This window comes from Novosphingobium album (ex Hu et al. 2023), from assembly GCF_022832385.1.
Classification (GTDB): domain Bacteria; phylum Pseudomonadota; class Alphaproteobacteria; order Sphingomonadales; family Sphingomonadaceae; genus Novosphingobium; species Novosphingobium album.
In genome coordinates this window covers 121,585-139,127 of record NZ_JALHLE010000005.1, presented here as the reverse complement: position 1 = coordinate 139,127, position 17,543 = coordinate 121,585, and the positions used below count along the sequence as shown (strand labels likewise).

At 64.3% G+C, this 17,543-nt stretch carries 15 protein-coding genes and 1 tRNA gene; 6 read left to right on the top strand and 10 right to left on the bottom strand.

Features of this window, described 5'->3' with window-relative positions; genetic code table 11:
* Window positions 1-46: 46 nt before the first annotated feature.
* Both MTR64_RS04620 and MTR64_RS04615 read right to left on the bottom strand, forming a co-directional pair.
* Window positions 47-1,558: an anthranilate synthase component I family protein gene (locus tag MTR64_RS04620; RefSeq protein WP_243991233.1), complete on the bottom strand. Its 1,512-nt coding sequence runs from the start codon at window positions 1,556-1,558 to the stop codon at window positions 47-49.
* Between the two features lie 20 nt (window positions 1,559-1,578).
* Window positions 1,579-3,528 carry a SurA N-terminal domain-containing protein gene (locus MTR64_RS04615; protein ID WP_243991232.1) on the bottom strand — a complete coding sequence of 650 codons (1,950 nt, stop codon included), beginning with the start codon at window positions 3,526-3,528 and terminating at the stop codon, window positions 1,579-1,581.
* A 354-nt stretch (window positions 3,529-3,882) separates the two neighbouring features.
* Between MTR64_RS04615 and tpiA the strand changes: the two genes are divergently transcribed.
* The 3 genes from tpiA to MTR64_RS04600 all read left to right on the top strand — a co-directional run bounded on the left by tpiA (window position 3,883) and on the right by MTR64_RS04600 (window position 6,924).
* A complete protein-coding gene (tpiA, locus tag MTR64_RS04610) occupies window positions 3,883-4,641 on the top strand; it encodes a triose-phosphate isomerase (RefSeq protein WP_243991231.1) in 759 nt (252 codons plus the stop codon).
* Between the two features lie 130 nt (window positions 4,642-4,771).
* Window positions 4,772-5,164: a preprotein translocase subunit SecG gene (secG, locus tag MTR64_RS04605; protein ID WP_243991230.1), complete on the top strand. Its 393-nt coding sequence runs from the start codon at window positions 4,772-4,774 to the stop codon at window positions 5,162-5,164.
* Window positions 5,165-5,295: 131 nt separating this feature from the next.
* Window positions 5,296-6,924, top strand: coding sequence for a CTP synthase (locus tag MTR64_RS04600; RefSeq protein ID WP_243991229.1), 1,629 nt, complete (start codon window positions 5,296-5,298; stop codon window positions 6,922-6,924).
* Window positions 6,925-7,016: 92 nt separating this feature from the next.
* Here MTR64_RS04600 and MTR64_RS04595 read toward each other — a convergent pair whose 3' ends face one another.
* From MTR64_RS04595 to MTR64_RS04585, 3 genes are all read right to left on the bottom strand, one after another.
* Window positions 7,017-7,355 carry an energy transducer TonB family protein gene (locus tag MTR64_RS04595; protein ID WP_243991228.1) on the bottom strand — a complete coding sequence of 113 codons (339 nt, stop codon included), beginning with the start codon at window positions 7,353-7,355 and terminating at the stop codon, window positions 7,017-7,019.
* A gap of 69 nt (window positions 7,356-7,424) precedes the next feature.
* Complete coding sequence (locus MTR64_RS04590; RefSeq protein WP_243991227.1) at window positions 7,425-9,299, bottom strand: methyl-accepting chemotaxis protein; 1,875 nt, start codon at window positions 9,297-9,299, stop codon at window positions 7,425-7,427.
* A gap of 237 nt (window positions 9,300-9,536) precedes the next feature.
* Window positions 9,537-10,007, bottom strand: a complete 471-nt coding sequence (locus MTR64_RS04585) for an Hsp20 family protein (RefSeq protein ID WP_243991226.1) — start codon at window positions 10,005-10,007, stop codon at window positions 9,537-9,539.
* A gap of 161 nt (window positions 10,008-10,168) precedes the next feature.
* Between MTR64_RS04585 and grxC the strand changes: the two genes are divergently transcribed.
* Genes grxC through MTR64_RS04570 form a run of 3 tightly spaced genes read left to right on the top strand, consistent with a single transcriptional unit; the run spans window position 10,169 to window position 11,781 of the window.
* Window positions 10,169-10,432 carry a glutaredoxin 3 gene (gene grxC, locus MTR64_RS04580; protein ID WP_243991225.1) on the top strand — a complete coding sequence of 88 codons (264 nt, stop codon included), beginning with the start codon at window positions 10,169-10,171 and terminating at the stop codon, window positions 10,430-10,432.
* A 4-nt stretch (window positions 10,433-10,436) separates the two neighbouring features.
* A complete protein-coding gene (locus MTR64_RS04575; protein ID WP_243991224.1) occupies window positions 10,437-11,252 on the top strand; it encodes a carbon-nitrogen hydrolase family protein in 816 nt (271 codons plus the stop codon).
* Between the two features lie 7 nt (window positions 11,253-11,259).
* Window positions 11,260-11,781, top strand: coding sequence for a DUF1178 family protein (locus MTR64_RS04570; RefSeq protein WP_243991223.1), 522 nt, complete (start codon window positions 11,260-11,262; stop codon window positions 11,779-11,781).
* A gap of 37 nt (window positions 11,782-11,818) precedes the next feature.
* Here MTR64_RS04570 and MTR64_RS04565 read toward each other — a convergent pair.
* The 5 genes from MTR64_RS04565 to MTR64_RS04545 form a co-directional block, all read right to left on the bottom strand.
* Window positions 11,819-11,895 (bottom strand) — tRNA-Arg (locus tag MTR64_RS04565).
* A gap of 55 nt (window positions 11,896-11,950) precedes the next feature.
* Window positions 11,951-12,736, bottom strand: coding sequence for a phosphonoacetaldehyde hydrolase (gene phnX, locus MTR64_RS04560; protein WP_243991222.1), 786 nt, complete (start codon window positions 12,734-12,736; stop codon window positions 11,951-11,953).
* 15 nt (window positions 12,737-12,751) lie between these two features.
* Window positions 12,752-13,858 carry a TIGR03364 family FAD-dependent oxidoreductase gene (locus tag MTR64_RS04555; RefSeq protein WP_243991221.1) on the bottom strand — a complete coding sequence of 369 codons (1,107 nt, stop codon included), beginning with the start codon at window positions 13,856-13,858 and terminating at the stop codon, window positions 12,752-12,754.
* The gene (locus MTR64_RS04550; RefSeq protein ID WP_243991220.1) at window positions 13,851-15,098 is read right to left on the bottom strand and encodes a DUF5690 family protein; all 1,248 of its coding nucleotides are present in this window, start codon (window positions 15,096-15,098) and stop codon (window positions 13,851-13,853) included. The genes MTR64_RS04555 and MTR64_RS04550 overlap by 8 nt, the downstream gene beginning before the upstream one ends.
* 133 nt (window positions 15,099-15,231) lie before the next feature.
* Complete coding sequence (locus MTR64_RS04545) at window positions 15,232-17,376, bottom strand: phosphocholine-specific phospholipase C (protein ID WP_268740721.1); 2,145 nt, start codon at window positions 17,374-17,376, stop codon at window positions 15,232-15,234.
* Between the last annotated feature and the right edge of the window lie 167 nt (window positions 17,377-17,543).

Sequence of the window (17,543 nt, the reverse complement as noted above, 5' to 3'; positions counted from 1 at the left end):
GAGCAGGACGCAAGAAGGAGAAGGGTTAGTGCCGCCGCAGCCCGTATCACTGCCCGAAGCTCGGTTCCCCGGCAACGCGCACAGCTTCGCGGGCTGCCGCGAACAGCGCGCCGCTCTTGGCTTCGCATTCACGCTGTTCGTAGGCCGGATCGCTATCCGCCACGATACCTGCGCCTGCCTGCACGTGGAGCACGCCGTCCTTGAGCACGCCGGTGCGCAGGACGATGCAGGAATCCACCGAACCGTCGGGCGCGAAATAGCCGACGCCGCCGGCATAGGCGCCGCGCGTTTCGGGTTCGAGCTCGGCGATGATCTCGCAGGCGCGGACCTTGGGGGCGCCTGAGACGGTGCCTGCCGGGAAGCCTGCGAAGACCGCGTCGATCGCATCGTGCTTTTCGGTGTCGAGCTGGCCGATCACGTTCGAGACGATGTGCATCACGTGGCTGTAGCGCTCGATCGTGTAGCTGTCGGTGACTTCGACGGTGCCCTTGGCGGCGACGCGACCGACGTCATTGCGGCCGAGGTCGAGCAGCATGAGGTGCTCGGCACGTTCCTTGGGATCGGCGAGCAGGCTTGCTTCGTTGGCCTTGTCCTCAACCGGTGTCTTGCCGCGCGGACGCGTGCCCGCGATCGGGCGGATCGTCACTTCGCCGTCGCGCACGCGCACGAGGATTTCCGGGCTCGATCCCACCAGTGCGAAGCCGGGCAGATCAAGGAAGTAGAGGAAGGGCGAGGGGTTCACGCGACGCAGCGAGCGATAGAGAGCCAGCGGCGGCAGCGGGAATTCGCAGGTGAAGCGCTGGGCCAGCACGATCTGGAAGATGTCACCCGCCTCGATGAACTCCTTGGCCTTGAGGACCATGGCTTCATACTGGCCGGCGGGCATCATCGGGGTCTGGACCGGCTCGGGCAGGTCCGCCTGCACGGGGGCGGCCGGTATCGGCGCAGCGAGGCGGCGCAAGGCCTCGTCGATACGCTCGGCGGCGGCCTCCACCAAGCGTTCGGGTGTGTCCGCGTCCGGCCATAGCGGCGCGACGCAGAACAGCTCGTCGCTCAGCCGGTCGAACACCAGGATCAGCGAGGGGCGCACGAACAGCATGTCGGGCACATCGAGCGTGCTTTGCGGCGCGCGCGGCAACTTCTCGACAAGACCGATGGTTTCGTAGCCGAAATAGCCGACGAGGCAGGCAAGCGCCTTGGGCAGTTCCGCCGGAACGTCGATGCGGCAGACTTCGACCAGCGCGCGCAGTTCGGACAGGCTGTCGCCGGGCAGGAGAGCGAACGTGTTTCGGTCGGTTTGCCACTGACGGTTGATCTCGCAGGCGGCACCACTTGCGCGGAACACCAGATCGGGATCGAGGCCGATCAGGCTATAGCGCCCGCGTGTCTCGCCGCCCTCGACCGATTCGAGCACGAAATCGCCGCGCCCTTCCTCGAACAGCTTGAGCGCCGCACCCACCGGCGTTTCCGTGTCCGCGACAAGCTTGCGCCAGAGTAACGCTGGCTGGCCCTGCGTCAGGCGTTCAAGGGCGGCGGTACGGTCTGATTCGCGCTGCATCATCTGGTGCCTTTTGCGGATCAGTTCGCCGGAACGGTGCCGGCGAGCTGGTCGCGCACGGCCTTGATTGCGTTGGGATGCTCGGTCACGCCCACGTCCTTGCGGATCGCCTTGGCCAGTGCGTCGCCGTAGGCCTGGCCGAGCTGCTGGCCGAGCTCGCGGCGCGCGCCCCGGATCATCTCGTCGGAATCGACCTTGCCGGGTTCGATGGTCTTGAGCTGGACAACAAACCAGACGCGGTCCTGCATGGCGGACTGCACTTTTACAGTGCCGGTCGCCATGTGGAACAGCAGCGACACTGGCGGTGGCACCTGCTTGCCCGATTGCAGCGCGGCTGCCAGCGTCGGGCGCGACATGGAGACGTCCTGTACCGGCGGGAGCGGCTTGCCGGCGGCAGCCAGAGCCTGCTCGATCGTCTTGCCCTTCCTGATTTCGCCCTGCATCTTGACTGCGGCAGCACGGGCAGCCTTCGAACCGGTATCGATCTTCCAGGCTTCCTTCACGTCGTTCTTGATCTCGGCCAGCGGGGCGGGGGCCGACTGCATGATGTCTGTCACGTCGAACACCACGAAAGTCTGGCCGGGAACGGCAGGTGCGACCTGCGGTTCTTCCTGGTCCATCGTGAAGGCGGTGGGGAGCACCGGCTTGAGGTCGCCCGGAACGATTTCGCCCGGTTTCATGTAGATCTGTCCATCTGCCGTGAGGGGCGCGGTCGTCTTGATCTCTAGGCCAAAGGCCTTCGCGACTTCGGGCAGGCTGGCGCCGTTGTCGATCTGGTCCTCAATATTGGCCGCCATGTCCGTGAAGCCCTTGCGCGTCTTCTCCTCGACGATCTGCTGGGTCAGTTCGGCCTTGACGTCGGCCAGAGTACGGGCAGGCTTTTTCTCTTCTTCATCGACGCGGATGACGTGCCAGCCCAGCGCGCTTTTCTGCGGGGTGGCGAGCTTGCCTACCGGTGCCGCAAAAACGGACGCGGATACCTCCGGGGAGAACTGGCTCGAGAGGTCTTCCTTGCTGAAGTAGGCGAGATTGGCCGCGGTTAGGCCCTTTTCACCAGCGGCCGCTTCGAGCGGCTTGCCGCCTTCGACTTCGGCAACGACAGCCTTGGCTGCCGCCTCGGTGGGAACAATCAGCTGGGTGATCTTGCGCCGGTCCTGCGCTGCGTAGATCGCCTTGTTCGCGTCATAGCGCGCGGCAATCTCCGCATCGGTCGGGACCGCCGGTGCCTTGACCGAGGTCTTGTCGAAACTGGCATAGCGGATCACGCGGCGTTCGGGACGGATGAAGGCGTCGGTGTGGTCCTTGTAGAAGGCCGCGAGCTGCTGGTCCGTGGGGTCCTTTTCTGGCGCGAAAGCCAGCGACGGCAGGGCGGCGACGGCGCCCGTGCGGGTCTCGGTCAGCAGCGCGGCATACTGCCTTGCGGCATAGTCCGGCATCACCGTTCCCGTGGTGGCCGGAGACATGAGCACCTGCGCGGTAAGGTTGTGCGCGATGTCTTCCCGCAGCGCCTTTTCGGAAATACCCTGCTGCGCCAGCGCCTGTCGAAAGGTGTTCTGGTCGAACTTGCCGTCCACGCCCTGGAAGGCCGGGATCTGGGTGATTTCGCTGTCGATCAGGCGATCACTGGCGAGGATCTTGTGGTCCTTGCCGAAAACGAAGAACGCGGTGCGGTCGATGAGATCGCTCAGCACCTGCTCGACGCCGCCCTGCGCGACCAGCAGCTTCATGGTCGCTGTCGGCTGTTGCTGCTTGACGCGTTCGAGCGCACGGGTCGCCCCCTGCGTGAGCTGCTGGGCATCGACATCCTCGCTGCCGACTGTCGCCACGGCGTTGCCGTCGCTCAGGCCTGACGAATTGCGCAGCCCGGCGATATCGCCACTGGCAAAGGCAATGGCGATGAGAACCAGCGCCGCCAGCGCAATGGCTGCGCCGATCTTGGATTTGAAGAAGTTTCTGAAGAAAGAGAGCATGGACCGTGCCGATCAGCGATTGCCTGGGCGAAGCGTTGTCGTCTTCGCATGAAACGGGCGCAGGCTTTAGGGGGCCTTGCCGCATCCTGCAATGCCCCCTCGCACGCCAACGCAATCAAGACAGGGCAATCTATCGCGAAAGCGGACTGCAGGCGGCTATGCCACGAAAGTCTGGAGCCCGTTGAAGGGGGCCTTGATTCGCCCAGTGGTGATTGTCCAGCCGCTGTCATTAAAGTGGGCAATCGGTTTTGACAGGCGGGCGGCCCTGCCTTAGCAGCGCCCCGACTGCGATGGGCCCGATTCCCCCCGATGGCGGAAACAGGCGGATTCGCGCCGGAATGATAAAGGTTTGAAATGGCTGGACTGCCTTACATCGTCGGAAACTGGAAAATGAACGGCACGCGGGCGATGCTCAACGAGGCGCGCGCCATCGACCGGGCGGCAGCACGCTTTCCCAAGGTGCAGGTCGCGGTCGCGCCGCCTTCGACGCTGATCTACCGGACTCGCGATGCCGCGGACATCATCGGCGTGGGCGGGCAGGACTGCCACGCCCAGGAAAGCGGAGCGTTCACCGGTGATATTTCCGCAGTCATGCTCAAGGATGCCGGGGCGGATTTCACCATCGTCGGCCATTCCGAACGCCGCACGCTCCACGGCGAGACCGATGCGGACGTGAAGGCCAAGGCCGAGGCCGCGCTGGCAGCAGGCCTGGGGGTGATTCTGTGCGTTGGCGAAACCGAATCCGAGCGTGACGCCGGGCGGGCCGAAGCGGTCGTCGGCGCGCAACTCGAAGGTTCGTGCCCGCAGACCGACGGTGCGCCGGAAAAGCTTTCGGTGGCCTACGAGCCGGTCTGGGCGATCGGTACCGGCCGCGTGCCTTCTGTCGAGGACGTGGCGGCCATGCACAAGTCGATCCGCGACAAGCTCGTTGCCATCTACGGCGAGGGCGGTGCGGAAGTGCGCATTCTTTACGGCGGCTCGGTGAAGGCTGACAACGCGAACGAACTGCTCGCTGTGCCTGAAGTGGGTGGCGCGCTCGTGGGAGGCGCCAGCCTGACAGCCGAGAGCTTCCTTGCCATCGTCGGTGCAGCGGCATCGCTGGCCGCGGACTGAACGGAATAGCGCCGGGAGAGAGCCGTGCGGTTTCTCCCGGTGTCATACCCGGGTTGCGCAGGGGGCTCACAAGGCTTATCTGGCCCCGGATTAATGCGGGCATTGCGCCCGCCAGAAGGCTGAGACGAAGATGTTCCTTTTCCTGACCGTGGTCCAGGCACTGATTGCAGCGGCTCTTGTCGCCGTAGTCCTCATGCAGCAGTCGGAAGGCGGTGGCCTCGGTGTTGGCGGTGGTAATCCGTCAGGCCTGATGTCGGCGCGCGGCGCGGCCAATTTCATGACGCGGGCAACGGGCATTCTGGCGGCGCTGTTCGTGGCGCTCAGCATCGTTCTGGCCGCGCTGGCCGTGAACGAGACGACCGGCCGCGACATCGATACGTCGCTTCAGCGCAACACGGCTCCGGCCCAGCCTGCCGATCCGCTTGCGGGTTCGGCCGGTCAGGGTGCGGCAACGGCGGGCAAGACGGCTCCGGCTGAGCAGGCACCTGCCAACGATCCGCTTTCGGGGGCTGCCAAGCAGTAACCCTTTTCGCGTTTTATCGTAACCGGATTGCCTTCTGGCCCTGCCAGAGGGGCAATTCTTGTGTTTGACCTGTGGATTCAGGCTCTGGGCGCTTGCCCTAGGGCCCCCATGCAATTTAAGGCCCGACTCCCATGGCGCGGCATATTTTCATCACCGGCGGCGTGGTTTCCTCGCTGGGCAAGGGTCTCATGGCGGCAAGCCTTGCGGCCCTGTTGCAGGCACGCGGCTTCAAGGTCCGCATCCGCAAGTTCGATCCCTACCTGAACGTCGATCCGGGCACGATGAGCCCGTATCAGCACGGCGAGGTCTTCGTGACAGACGACGGGGCCGAGACGGACCTCGACCTCGGCCACTACGAGCGCTTTACCGGTGTCTCGGCACGTCAGGCGGACAACATCACTTCGGGCCGCATCTACCGTGATATCATCGCTAAGGAACGTCGCGGGGACTATCTGGGCGCGACGGTGCAGGTGATCCCGCATGTGACCGATGCAATCAAGGATTTCGCGCAGACCGAAACCGACGATCTCGATTTCGTGCTGTGCGAAATCGGTGGTACGGTCGGCGATATCGAGGGCCTGCCCTTCATTGAGGCTCTGCGCCAGATGCGCAATGAACTTGGGCGCGAAAAGACCTGCTTCGTCCACGTCACACTGGTGCCCTACATCGCTGCCGCTGGCGAGCTGAAGACCAAACCGACGCAGCACTCGGTGCGCGAGCTGACCGGCCTCGGCATCCAGCCCGACATTCTGTTGTGCCGCTGCGACCGTGAACTGCCCGAAAGCGAGCGCCGCAAGATTGCCCTGTTCTGCAACGTGCGCCCGCAGGCAGTGATCCAGGCGCTCGACGCGCCCAACATCTACGCCGTGCCCGAGCAGTATCACCGTGAGGGTCTAGACGCCGAAGTGCTGCACCACTTCGGACTGACCTCGGCAGCGCCCGAACTGGCACGCTGGGACGACATCACCGACCGGTACGAGCATCCCGAAGGCGAAGTGACGATCGGCGTCGTCGGCAAGTACGTGGGGCTGCCTGATGCCTACAAGTCGCTGAACGAGGCGCTGGTCCACGGCGGCATGGCAAACCGGGTCAAGGTCAACGTCAAGTGGATCGATGCCGAGATCTTCGAGAAGGAAGATTCCGAAATCGCCGCCGCGCTTGAGCCGATGCACGGGATTCTCGTGCCCGGCGGGTTCGGTGAACGCGGAACCGAAGGCAAGATCGCGGCGGTGCGCTTCGCGCGCGAACGCAACGTGCCGTTCTTCGGGATTTGCCTCGGCATGCAGATGGCCTGCATCGAGGGCGCCCGTGCCGCCGGTATCGAGAAGGCCAGCTCCACGGAGTTCGGGCCGTCCGAGGAGCCGGTCGTCGGCATCATCACCGAATGGATGGGCAAGGACGGCCTTGAGCAGCGTGCTGCGGGCGGGGACCTGGGCGGAACCATGCGTCTGGGCGCCTACCCCGCGGAGCTGTCGCCCAACAGCCACGTCTCCGCAATCTACGGGGCAACCTCGATCAGCGAGCGTCACCGTCACCGTTACGAAGTCAACGCGTCCTATCGCGATGCGCTCGAAAGCGGCGGATTGATCTTCTCGGGCATGTCTCCCGACGGGCTGTTGCCGGAGATCGTCGAGCGGCCCGATCATCCGTGGTTCGTGGGCGTGCAGTTCCACCCGGAACTCAAATCGAAGCCGTTCGATCCGCATCCGCTGTTTGCCGGTTTCATCGCGGCTTCGCTGCGGCAGGCTCGCCTCGTCTGACCATCTGGTGGTATTGAAAGACCAAGGGCCGGCTCCCCGGGGAGCCGGCCCTTGGCCTGTCCGCTGGCGCGCCGCAGCGCGCCGGCGGCAAATCAGATGAGCTTCCAGGTCAGCGGCAGGACCACCGAGCTGGTGCCGGCCGGCGGGGCCGGGAGGTTGCCGACGCGCGACATCACGGCGACGGCTTCCTTGTCGAGTGCAGTGGAGCCCGACGATTCGGCCAGTTCGGCCTTCTGGATCTGGCCGGAAGCCGAGATGTAGACCTTCACCTTGGCAGTGCCTTCCTCGCCGCGCATCTGCGCCGTGCGCGGATAGCTCTGCTTGGATGCAACGGTGCGCTTCACGGTGTTGAGCCAGTCATCGGCGAAGGCCGGGTTCACGCTCAGGGCCAGCACGGAAAGCGCGGCGGAAATTTTCAGGATAGTCTTCACACTCAGTCTCCATTTCCGATGGGACGCCGGGTTTGTGCCGGTCGGCCCTGGGGGCACTCACTTCAAACTTCAGAATTCGCTCCAGTCGTCGAGGGCGAGGGCATTGGCACCTGCGACAGCGGGCATCGCCATGGGCCGTGCAGGCTCTTCCTTCACCGGCTCTTCGTTGGCGGGCAGGCGGTGTTCGGCCGAGGTCGTGAACGACAGCGCCGCATGACCGTCGCCGAGGCGGAATGCCGCCATCTGCTGCATGAGGTGCTGGGTTTCGTTCGAGAGGTTGCGGCTGCCTGCCGAGCTTTCCTCCACCATCGCGGCGTTTTGCTGGGTGAAGGTGTCCATGCCGGCGACCATGGTCGAAATCTCGGTAATGCCTTCAGCCTGCTTCTCGGCAGCTCCGGCGATCTCTTCGACCAGGTTCGCAACGGCCGCGACTTCGCCGACAATCTGCCGCAGGGCGTCGCCGCTGCTTTCCACGAGCGACACGCCGTCGCCGACCTGCTTGGTGCTGCGATCGATCAGCTTGCGGATATCGTTGGCAGCATCGGCCGAGCGCTGCGCCAGCGCACGCACTTCGGTGGCAACGACCGCGAAGCCCTTGCCGGCTTCACCGGCGCGTGCCGCCTCGACGCCGGCGTTGAGCGCGAGAAGATTGGTCTGGAATGCGATACCGTCGATGACGTTGATGATCGCGGCCATTTCGCGAGAGGTCGTCTCGATTCCCCGCATGGCGTCGACAGCGTCGTGAGCAATGCCTTCGACCTTGGTTGCGGTTTCGCGGGCCACGATCAGGCGCGTGCTGGTCTGGCGGGCATTGTCTGCCGTGACCTGAACGACGCTGGTGAATTCGCTGAGCGTGCGCGAGGTGTCGGCCAGCGAGCTGGCCTGCTGCTCGGTGCGGCCGGCAAGGTCGGAAGTTGCGGCCGCGATTTCGTCGGTACCGACGCGGATCGAGTTACAGCCATCGACAAGCTGCTGCATCGTCTCGGACAGGCGGGCAACGGCGAGGTTGTAGTCCACGGGCAGGCGGGCGAGGGCGCCTTCGCCGGCTTCCGCGAGGCGGTTCGTCAGATCACCCTCGGCAAGCTGGGCAAGGCCATTGCCGATGGCTTCGACCGTGCGCTGCAGATCGCGGGCGCGTTCCTGCTCTTCGTGTGCGCGTTCCTGGTCGGCGCGGGCCAGTCCCTGGAAACGCTCGAGTGCGCGGGCGAGACTGCCCAGTTCGTCCTTGCGTCCGACACCGGGGATCACGACGCTGGTGTCGCCGTCGATCAGGCGGCGAACGGTGGCGTCGAGCAGTTTTACCGGGCGGGCGACCGAGCGCATCATGAAGATCAGGAGAACGACGGCGACGACCAGACCGCCCAGCGCGGTGGCAGTGACGACTTCATGCGCCTTGGCATAGATCGTTTCGCCACGCTTGCCGGATTCTTCGGCGGCCTTGGAGTTGAGGTCGACCAGCGTGAGCAGATGGTCTTCCATGTTGTAGAAGCCGTCGAGTCCTTCGCCTTCGTACATGTCGCGCGCGGCGGCAGTGTCTGTCTGGGCGATGTTCAGGATCGTATCGTTCTGCGCCACATAGGCCTTCCAGTCCTGGCGGACCTGATCAAGGGCGGCCAGCTGTTCCTTCTTGTGGATGTGCGAACCGTAGTCCTCGAGAACTTGATCAATGACGGCCCCGGAATTGCGGAGCACCTTGTTCTGACGGTCCCACGCGGGCGTGCCGGCGGCTTTCAGGGTGTCGTCCTGATGAATCCGGTATTGCGACGCATAGGCGTGAAGATCACCGAGGGCCTGCGCGGCAGGCAGCGAATCGGTGGTCAGTTCGCTGGTCAGGGCGTTGACTTCACCGATCTGGCGGATCGCAAAAACCCCGAGACCCGCCACGATGGCAAGCAAGAGGCTGAAGGCGAGCACCAGCCGGTGGGCGATCTTCAAACGTGTCATGAGCTTATCAAACTCCTGGGGGGCGGAATGCAGGAGTTTGTGTAACCGGCTCAGGTTGGGGGCGACTTAAGTCGTATAAGGGGAAATACCGAATGTCCTTTGGTATGAAACGGTTAGTGGGTTTTACTGAGGCCTCTCGGCATTTGGTTTACGCGAGGGTAAGAAACACAAAAAAGGCGGCCCGGTTATCTGAGCCGCCTTTTTCAAGAAATTGAAAATTTGCGATTTTCAGGGAAGTCAGGCTGCGACCGTGTCCTCGCCAGCGCTGTTATCGATCACGGTTAGCGTATTGCCACCAATCGCGATCTTCTTCGGCTTCATCGCTTCGGGTACTTCGCGCACGAGATCGATGATCAGCAGGCCGTCGGCAAGATCGGCGGCGTCGACGCGCACGTAGTCGGCCAGTTCGAAGCGGCGCTCGAATCCGCGCTGGGCGATGCCGACGTGGAGGAATTCGCCGTCAGAGGCTTCCTCGGGCTTGTTGCCCTTGACGATCAGCAGGTTGGCCTGCGCGGTAATGTCGATGTCGGCTGGCTTGAACCCAGCGACGGCCAGCGTGATGCGGTAGGCATCCTGGCCGCGGCGTTCGATGTTGAAGGGTGGGTACTTGTCGCCTGTATTCGCGCGGCCCTGGTTCTCGATCATGTCGAACAGGCGGTCGAACCCGACCATGGTGCGGCGATAGGGCGAAAAATCGATACGGTTCATGACAAAAATCCTCCAATGAGCAATCTTCGTGTTGGCGGAGCCCGGAAAACCGGCGCCCCGTGAATGAGCCATCCCCGTTGCGGGCCATGACACGCTACCCAAGATATGATAGCGGCCCGCCGTTTCAAGGGTCGCGAGACGCGTAAGGAAGGAACCCGCCGATGAGCCAGCCCAAGGTCGAAATCTACACCAAGTGGGGATGCCCCTACTGCGTCGCCGCCAAGGCGCTGCTGGACCGCAAGGGCGTGGCTTACGAGGAATACGACATAACCATGGGTGGCCCGAAGAAGGCCGAAATGCAGGACCGTGTGCCGGGTGCCCGCACCGTGCCGCAGGTTTTGATCGGCGATAAGCCCTATGGTGGTTTCGACGATATCAACGCGCTCGACCGGCAAGGACAGCTCGATCCCGTTCTGGGGCTCTGAGACGATGGCGATTGCTGCAATCCTGCAAATGACCACGGGCATCGATCCGGCGGCCAATGCCGCCGTGATCGTCCAGGCCATGGCGGATGCGCGCGCGAAAGGCGCGGCCATGCTCTTCACGCCGGAAATGAGCGGTCTGCTCGACCGCAAGCGCGACCGGGCGAAGGAATCGATCTGCAGCGAAGCGGATGACGTGGTTCTGGCCGCGGTACGCGAAGCGGCCGTACGCGAAGGGGTCTGGGTGCATCTGGGATCGCTGGCGATCGCGCGCGAAGACGGCAAATGGGCCAACCGCGCCTTCGTGATCGATGACAAGGGCGAGATCCGGGCCCGGTACGACAAGATCCATATGTTCGACGTGGATCTCGCGACCGGTGAAACATGGCGCGAATCCAATGCCTATGCCGCGGGCGATACCGTGGTGACGGTGGAAACACCGGTCGGCCGTCTCGGGTTGGCGATTTGCTATGACGTCCGCTTCCCGGCGCTGTTCGAAGCACTTGGGCAGGCGCAATGCGATGTCATTGCCATCCCTGCGGCGTTCACCGTGCCGACCGGCAAGGCACACTGGCACCTGCTGCAGCGCGCCCGCGCTGTCGAGGCCAGCGCCTATGTCCTGTGCGCCGCGCAAGTCGGGAAGCATGAGGACGGGCGCGAGACTTATGGCCATTCGCTGGCGATCGATCCCTGGGGCGAAGTGCTGCTCGATTTGGGCGGCGAGTCCGCGGGCCTTGGCTACGCGGAGATCGATCTGGCGCGTATCGCTGAAGTGCGGGCGCAGCTCCCCAGCCTTGCCAACCGCCGCATGATCGCCAAATAGGCGCCACATGATTGTCTACGATCTGGAATGCCGCAGCGGGCCGCACCGCTTCGAGGGCTGGTTCAAGTCTTCTGACGATTTTGCGCGCCAGCAGGAGAGGGGCTTTCTGTCATGCCCTGCCTGCGGCTCGACCGATGTGCACAAGGCCGTGCAGGCGCCCCGGCTGGGCCGCAAGGGCAATCAACTTGCCGAAGCACAGGCTGCCCGCCGCGAGGTGACAGAGGAAGCCGTGCCGGCGGTTCAAGCATCGGCAGCTCCGCCGAGTGCACCGATGGCCAATGTGCCTTTGCCGCCGCAAGCCGTAGAGCTGATGCACAAGCTTGCCCGATTGCAGGCCGAGGCACTCAAGGAGTCGCGCTATGTCGGCGAATCCTTCGCCGAAGACGCCCGCGCCATGCATTATGGCGAGCGCGAGGTTGAGACGATCCACGGGCAGGCCACGGCTGACGAAGCACAGGAGCTGCTTGAAGAGGGCATCGCGGTCATGCCCCTGCCATTCCCCATCACTCCGCCGGACAAGGCAAACTGAAGCCCTGCCGGACAGCGGGATATGATTTGCGAGGAAATGGTGCGCCCGACAGGATTCGAACCTGTGGCCCCCAGATTAGGAATCTGATGCTCTATCCTGCTGAGCTACGGGCGCTTGCGAGGGGCGTCCTAGCTTGCGGGCACCGGCTTGGCAATCGCCACCGCGCGGATCAGCCGATGTCAAGTTTCGCCAGAGCGTCGGGCAGGTCTGCTACCGTGTCAATCACGACGTGGGCACCGGCCTCGCGCAACTGGGCACGGGCCGTTTCGACCTTCCGTTCACGTTCGGCCGCGTCCAGCGCGGCAAAATCCTCTTCGGACAGGCCGACGGAATTGCCGCTGGCGGCTACGCCCACTGTCCACATGCCCGCCGCGAGTCCCTCGGCAATGCCGACCACGGTATCGTCTACCTTGACACAGGCCGATGCAGGCCAGGCACCGAGTTCGACGAGGTTCTTCCATGCCATGAGTGGGGAAGGGCGGCCTTCGGCGGTTTCCCCGGCGCAGACGGAGTAGTCGGGATCATAACCCTGTTCGGCGGACATGGGGAGGATGTCGGCCATCATGTCGCGCGAATAGCCGGTGCAGGAGCCGATCTTGACGCCTGCCGCGCGCAGGTCGCGGGCGACTTCTGCGGCGCCAGGGATCAGCTTCGCGCAGTCGCGGGCTGCCTTGCGCATGGCCGGGCCGATCGCTTCGAACAGGGTATCGGCCTCGGTATCGGTGGGTGCGGTGCCCTTCGCTTCCTGCCAGGCGGCGGCGACACGCGGCTTGGCGAGGATGTGGGCGATGTGATCGCGCTTGGCGCGGCCCATGTCTTCCTGCGCCTCTGCCTCGGTGATTGGCACACCCTGTTCGGCGAAAAGGTTGCACAGCGCGAGCACCGGCGCACGGCTGCCGAAGTCGATCATGGTGCCGGCCCAGTCGAACACGACGGCTTTCAGGTTGGGATGCATGGGTCTTTTCCCCTTTTATTCGTAGAGTTGCGAAATCACGTCTTCCGCCAGCGCAAAGCCCGTGGAGGCTCCGGTGCCGCTGGTGACGACGGCAAGGCGCACGCCCGGCATCGGGCGGCGGACGAAACTGTGCTGCGGCCCGCTGGCATACGTGCCGGTCCAGCGTTCGATCACGGGCGGGGCACCACCGAACAGGGCCGAGAACTGGCCGACCATGGCCGCGTCGATCGCTTCGGATGTGAAGGGCGGCGGTGTCGCGGCATAGACATGGCTGTCACCGACGACGAGCGTGCCATCCGCGCTCTGCACCGCGATCAGGTGGATGCCATAGCCGAGTTCGGCCGCGCATTCCCGTTCAAGCCGCAAGCGCAACGCTTCGGCTTCGGGGAGGGCGGAATAGCCGAGATAACGGATCATGCTGAGATCGGTCATTACCGGGGCGGGAAGTCGCCATCCGGGAGCCGTTAGGCGCAACATCTGGAGCTGGCAGCGCGTGACGCCCGCGGTGGTATATTCGCGCGGGAACAGGCTGGCCCAGTCGTCGCCGGGGCAGACCACGATTTCGCCGCCCTTGACGAACGAACCGTCGCTCAGGCGGACAAGGCCGGTGGCCACGGAATTGACGGCCACACCCCGCTGGAAACGGACGCCGTGCGCCTCCTCCAGCCAGCGTGCCAGGAGAGGGATCGCCGTGCGCGATTCTACGCGGACGTCCGCGCGGCTGAGCAGAGCGCCCGAAACTTCGCCGGTAAGCTGAGGGCAGTGCGCTCGGGCTTCGGCCGCGCTGAGCAGCGTGCAGTCTTCGCCCATCTCGGTGCGCGAAAAGGCTTCGATCACGGCGGCGGCTTCGGGCCGCTGGGCGACGAGGAACAGCCCCTCCTGCTCGATGGCGATACCTGCGTCGGGCGCGATCTGGCGCCAGATCGCGGCACTGCGCTGGGCCAGACGCCAGACCTTGCCGCGTTCCTGTCCCGTGACCGTAACGAAACCGAAGTTGCGCACAGAGGCGCCATTGGCCTGCGCGTCGCGGTCAATCACGAGAACGTCCATACCCCGGCGGGCGGCGGCATAGGCGTGGGCGAGGCCGACAATGCCTGCGCCCACGATGATCAGATCATGCACGGGCGGTCCTGACGTGATGCACATTGACGTGGAAGACGAACCAGGCCGCCGAGAGCAGCGTGCACACGGCCACGGCAATCGAGGTCGCGTAAGCCACGTCCATGTAGAAGGGCAGCCAGTTCATGTTCGGGCGGCCAAGGCTTCGGTAGAGCAGGAGCGCAACGCTTCCGGCATAGCCCGAGCTGTCCGCGATGTAGATCAGGAACCCGGCGTTCCCGGCATGTCCGATCGCGGCGATCATCCGGTCGAACAGCATGGCGTTGAACGGCGTGTAGGCGAAATAGAGGCCCGCACCGGTCAGGATCATGTACGGCAGAGGCGCGATCAGGTGCATCTGGAACGCGAGCGTCGACAGGCCGAGCAGCACGGCGCCTGCAAAGACGATACCGTGCATCGCCAGCAGCGCGCGCATGTTGTCGCGGATCAGCATCAGCGCGCCGAGTACCAGCAGCGCGGCGACCGCCACGGGCAGTTCGCTCTCGGAAAAGACCGAGGCAGTGCCGCCATAGCCCATGGCGGTCCAGAGTTCGGCGGCGAAGTTGTCCCGGAAATCGCGGATGGCGGTGAGCAGCACATAGCCGGAAACGAGCAGGATCATTGCCACGCCATGCGTGCGCAGGAATTGCGCGCGGTCCTTGCTGAGCATCGGCACGCGCGATGTCCGTTCATCCTCGTCCCGTGCATCGGGGGGAGGCAGGCGTTCAAGCTGCCAGAGGCAAATGAGCAGAAGCGGCACGAACAGGGCGCCGGTGACGGCGGGCATCCAGAATTCGCTGACGCCTTGATCCATGACCAGCACGGCCACCGATTTGACGACGCCGGAGGAGAGGATGAAACTGGCGCAGAGTATCGCGCCCATGGCCTCCGACGCGCGGCGGCCTTCGATATAGCTGAACACCAGCCCCCAGATCATGCCCAGAGGCAGCCCGTTGAAGAACAGGCAGGCCACGTTCCAGGGCGCCGCAACAAGGGCAAAGGCGATCAGCGCCAGCCACGATGTGCCGATCAGCGCCAGAATCGCCAGCGCCCGGCCAGAACGGCCGAATTCGGCGATCACGCGGATGCCGATCAGCTTGGACAGGGCATAGCCCAGCACTTGCGCAATCAGCAGGGCCGTCTTGTAGTCGGTGGCGCTCAGCCAGCCCGCATGATCCGCGAAGGTCGCAGCCGCAAAAGGTTTGCGGAACGCGTACATGGCGAAATAGGCACCGAACGCCGCAGCGCTGCTGAGCGCGAGCATGGCACCGCTCGATCCGGAACGGGAGGAGGATTGGGGCAAGGTTGTCACCGGTAGTTGATGGACTCTGGTATGGACCAAAATGGCGACGTTTTTGTGACGCTGGGCAGCTTTTGCCGATTTCGGGGCGCCGGAGTCAGGCGGTGACGCGCATCATGCCGATCCCGGGGTCGGTGAGGCCGTCGCGGCCGTCATCCACCTTTCCGGCGAAGCGCCGCAGGAACGCCGGATCGTTTTTGGCGGTCACGGTCAGGTCGTACCAGCCCTGCGTGGCGGCGAGTGGCAGCGGGATGTTGGCGTGCTTCCCCGGTTCCACTCGAACCGTGCTGGTTGCGGGTTTGGCCGCAGCATAAGTCGCGTCCATCTCCAGCTCGAAATTGGCCGGTTCGCCGCCATGGTTGAAAAGGGTCAGCTGCGCACCGCGCTCGCCTTCCACTTCTGCGAATCCGGCTTCCAGGCGCGAGGCGGCGGCGCCGAGCGTTCCGGCATAGCGCCGCATGTAGCCGTTGGGACCGGCAAGCGTCAGGTCGCAGGCGTCTGCAAGTCCGTCGTCGTGCCATTGCTCGCTGGCGAAGCTGTCTCCGCCGCCGATGGTGTAGTGCCAGGGTTCCAGTTTGTCGTGATTGTCGTGGACGGTGAAGGTGACGCCCACTTTGCCGGCGTTATGCAGGGCTATGCGCAGACGGCCCTGATCCGTAATCCCGGCTTCGGTGCGGAAGCGGTACGGGAGTGTCCGGTGGCGACGGCGGCCTTCCATCTGGCGGCCGGGCTGCTGCTTGTCCGGGATGGCGTTCGCGGTACCCGCCGCTGATTGTGCAACGCGCTGCTGGAAATCCGCCGTCGAGGGGAAATCGAAGGCTGCGGTGTCGGCATTCGGCGTGCTGAAATCGAACGCCGATGTCAGATCTCCGCAAACCGAGCGGCGCCAGGTGCTGATGTTTGGCTCGCGCACACCGAAGCGCGCTTCCATGAACTGCAGCACAGAGGTGTGGTCGAAGAGTTGAGAGCACACCGCACCGCCGCGGCTCCATGGGGAGACGATCACGGTGGGGGTACGGATGCCGAGGCCGATCGGGTGCGGACCATGGACCTGCTTGGCATCCGCGCCCCAGACCTTGGTTTCACCGTCCAGCGGAACCGAGCTGTAGCCGCGATAATCACCGACCGGGGGCACCGGCGGCGGCATGTGGTCGAAAAAGCCGCCCGCTTCGTCATAGACGAGTAGAAAGGCGGTGCGCGCGAAGACTTCGGGATGATCGACCAGCGCGGCAATCAGCCCGACCGTGACGTGCTCGCCCTTGGCCGGTTCGGCCTGGGGGTGTTCGGACAAGTCTGCGGCAGTGACGATCCAGCTGATCTGGGGCAGGCGCCCATGGACCACATCGTCGCGGAAAGCGGCGACGAGCTGCTTACCGTCGGAGCGTGTGCGGTCGGGCCCTTGCCTGTGCTCGGAGACCCAGGATCGCCCGCGCTTGTAGAGGTCGGATTCAGGCGGGCAGGGGCGAAAGGCCGCGAAAACCGAAAGCAGGTTGTCGCCGAAGTTGTCGTATTCCTGATAGACCTTCCAGCTCACCCCGGCTTGCTGCAGGCGCTCGGCATAAGTGGTCCAGCGGTAGGCATCGGACCGCAGGGGCTTATCCTCGCGCATGTCCGCGCTGGGGGTGTCGCTCTCGCCGTAATTGTCCATTTCCGGATCGCCGCCCACGGTGCCACCGCCGTTGCACCCGCTGAACAGGTGCAGGCGGTTGGGGTAGGTCTGCGTCATCGTCGAACAGTGGTAGGCATCACAGACCGTGAAGGCATCGGCGAGCGCATAGTAGAACGGCAGGTCACCGGCTGTGTAGTGCAGCATGCGGTTGTGGAGTTCGTTTGTGTGGCCCCAGCGGTCGTAGCGGCCGCGGTTGAATATCCAGATGTTCTCCTGATGCGACTGGCCTGCCCCATCGACCCTGAACGAGCGGGTGGTCTTCGAATCGCCGTGGTAGGGCAGGACGTAGCCATCGCGATGCTGCGAGGACGGCTGCGCCCATGCCGTGCGTCCGCCGGGCAGGCGCAGGGGGCGGGGATCACCGAGGCCGCGCACGCCGTTAAGCATGCCGAAATAGTGATCGAACGCGCGGTTCTCCTGCATGTGTACGACAATGTGATCGATGTCTTGCAGGGTTCCGGTGCGCGTGGCAGGGGCAATCGCGAGCGCTCTCTCGATGAGCCCCGGATAGAGCGAGGCAATGGCCGCGCCGCCGGTCATCCCGAGAAAGTTTCTGCGATTGCTGCGATACATTTGTATTGTCCCCTTACCGGTCACCGGACATTGCTGTTCGGGTTTTGGTATAGTCCAGAATGACTACATTTCGACGACAGCAAGAGCATCTCAGGCAGCGGAAGTTTGGGAAAATCGATGGGATCGTCCTGCGGCCTGCTTGCTGAGGCCCGCAGCCTGCTCCTGGG

Excerpts from the sequence above, each read along its gene's own strand:
- MTR64_RS04545 (WP_268740721.1), bottom strand. The coding sequence starts at position 17,376 with ATGTATCGCAGCAATCGCAGAAACTTTCTCGGGATGACCGGCGGCGCG.
- tpiA (WP_243991231.1), top strand. The coding sequence starts at position 3,883 with ATGGCTGGACTGCCTTACATCGTCGGAAACTGGAAAATGAACGGCACG.
- MTR64_RS04570 (WP_243991223.1), top strand. The coding sequence starts at position 11,260 with ATGATTGTCTACGATCTGGAATGCCGCAGCGGGCCGCACCGCTTCGAG.
- MTR64_RS04590 (WP_243991227.1), bottom strand. The coding sequence starts at position 9,299 with ATGACACGTTTGAAGATCGCCCACCGGCTGGTGCTCGCCTTCAGCCTC.
- phnX (WP_243991222.1), bottom strand. The coding sequence starts at position 12,736 with ATGCATCCCAACCTGAAAGCCGTCGTGTTCGACTGGGCCGGCACCATG.
- MTR64_RS04600 (WP_243991229.1), top strand. The coding sequence starts at position 5,296 with ATGGCGCGGCATATTTTCATCACCGGCGGCGTGGTTTCCTCGCTGGGC.
- MTR64_RS04550 (WP_243991220.1), bottom strand. The coding sequence starts at position 15,098 with ATGCTCGCGCTCAGCAGCGCTGCGGCGTTCGGTGCCTATTTCGCCATG.
- MTR64_RS04615 (WP_243991232.1), bottom strand. The coding sequence starts at position 3,528 with ATGCTCTCTTTCTTCAGAAACTTCTTCAAATCCAAGATCGGCGCAGCC.
- MTR64_RS04585 (WP_243991226.1), bottom strand. The coding sequence starts at position 10,007 with ATGAACCGTATCGATTTTTCGCCCTATCGCCGCACCATGGTCGGGTTC.
- MTR64_RS04575 (WP_243991224.1), top strand. The coding sequence starts at position 10,437 with ATGGCGATTGCTGCAATCCTGCAAATGACCACGGGCATCGATCCGGCG.
- secG (WP_243991230.1), top strand. The coding sequence starts at position 4,772 with ATGTTCCTTTTCCTGACCGTGGTCCAGGCACTGATTGCAGCGGCTCTT.
- grxC (WP_243991225.1), top strand. The coding sequence starts at position 10,169 with ATGAGCCAGCCCAAGGTCGAAATCTACACCAAGTGGGGATGCCCCTAC.
- MTR64_RS04620 (WP_243991233.1), bottom strand. The coding sequence starts at position 1,558 with ATGCAGCGCGAATCAGACCGTACCGCCGCCCTTGAACGCCTGACGCAG.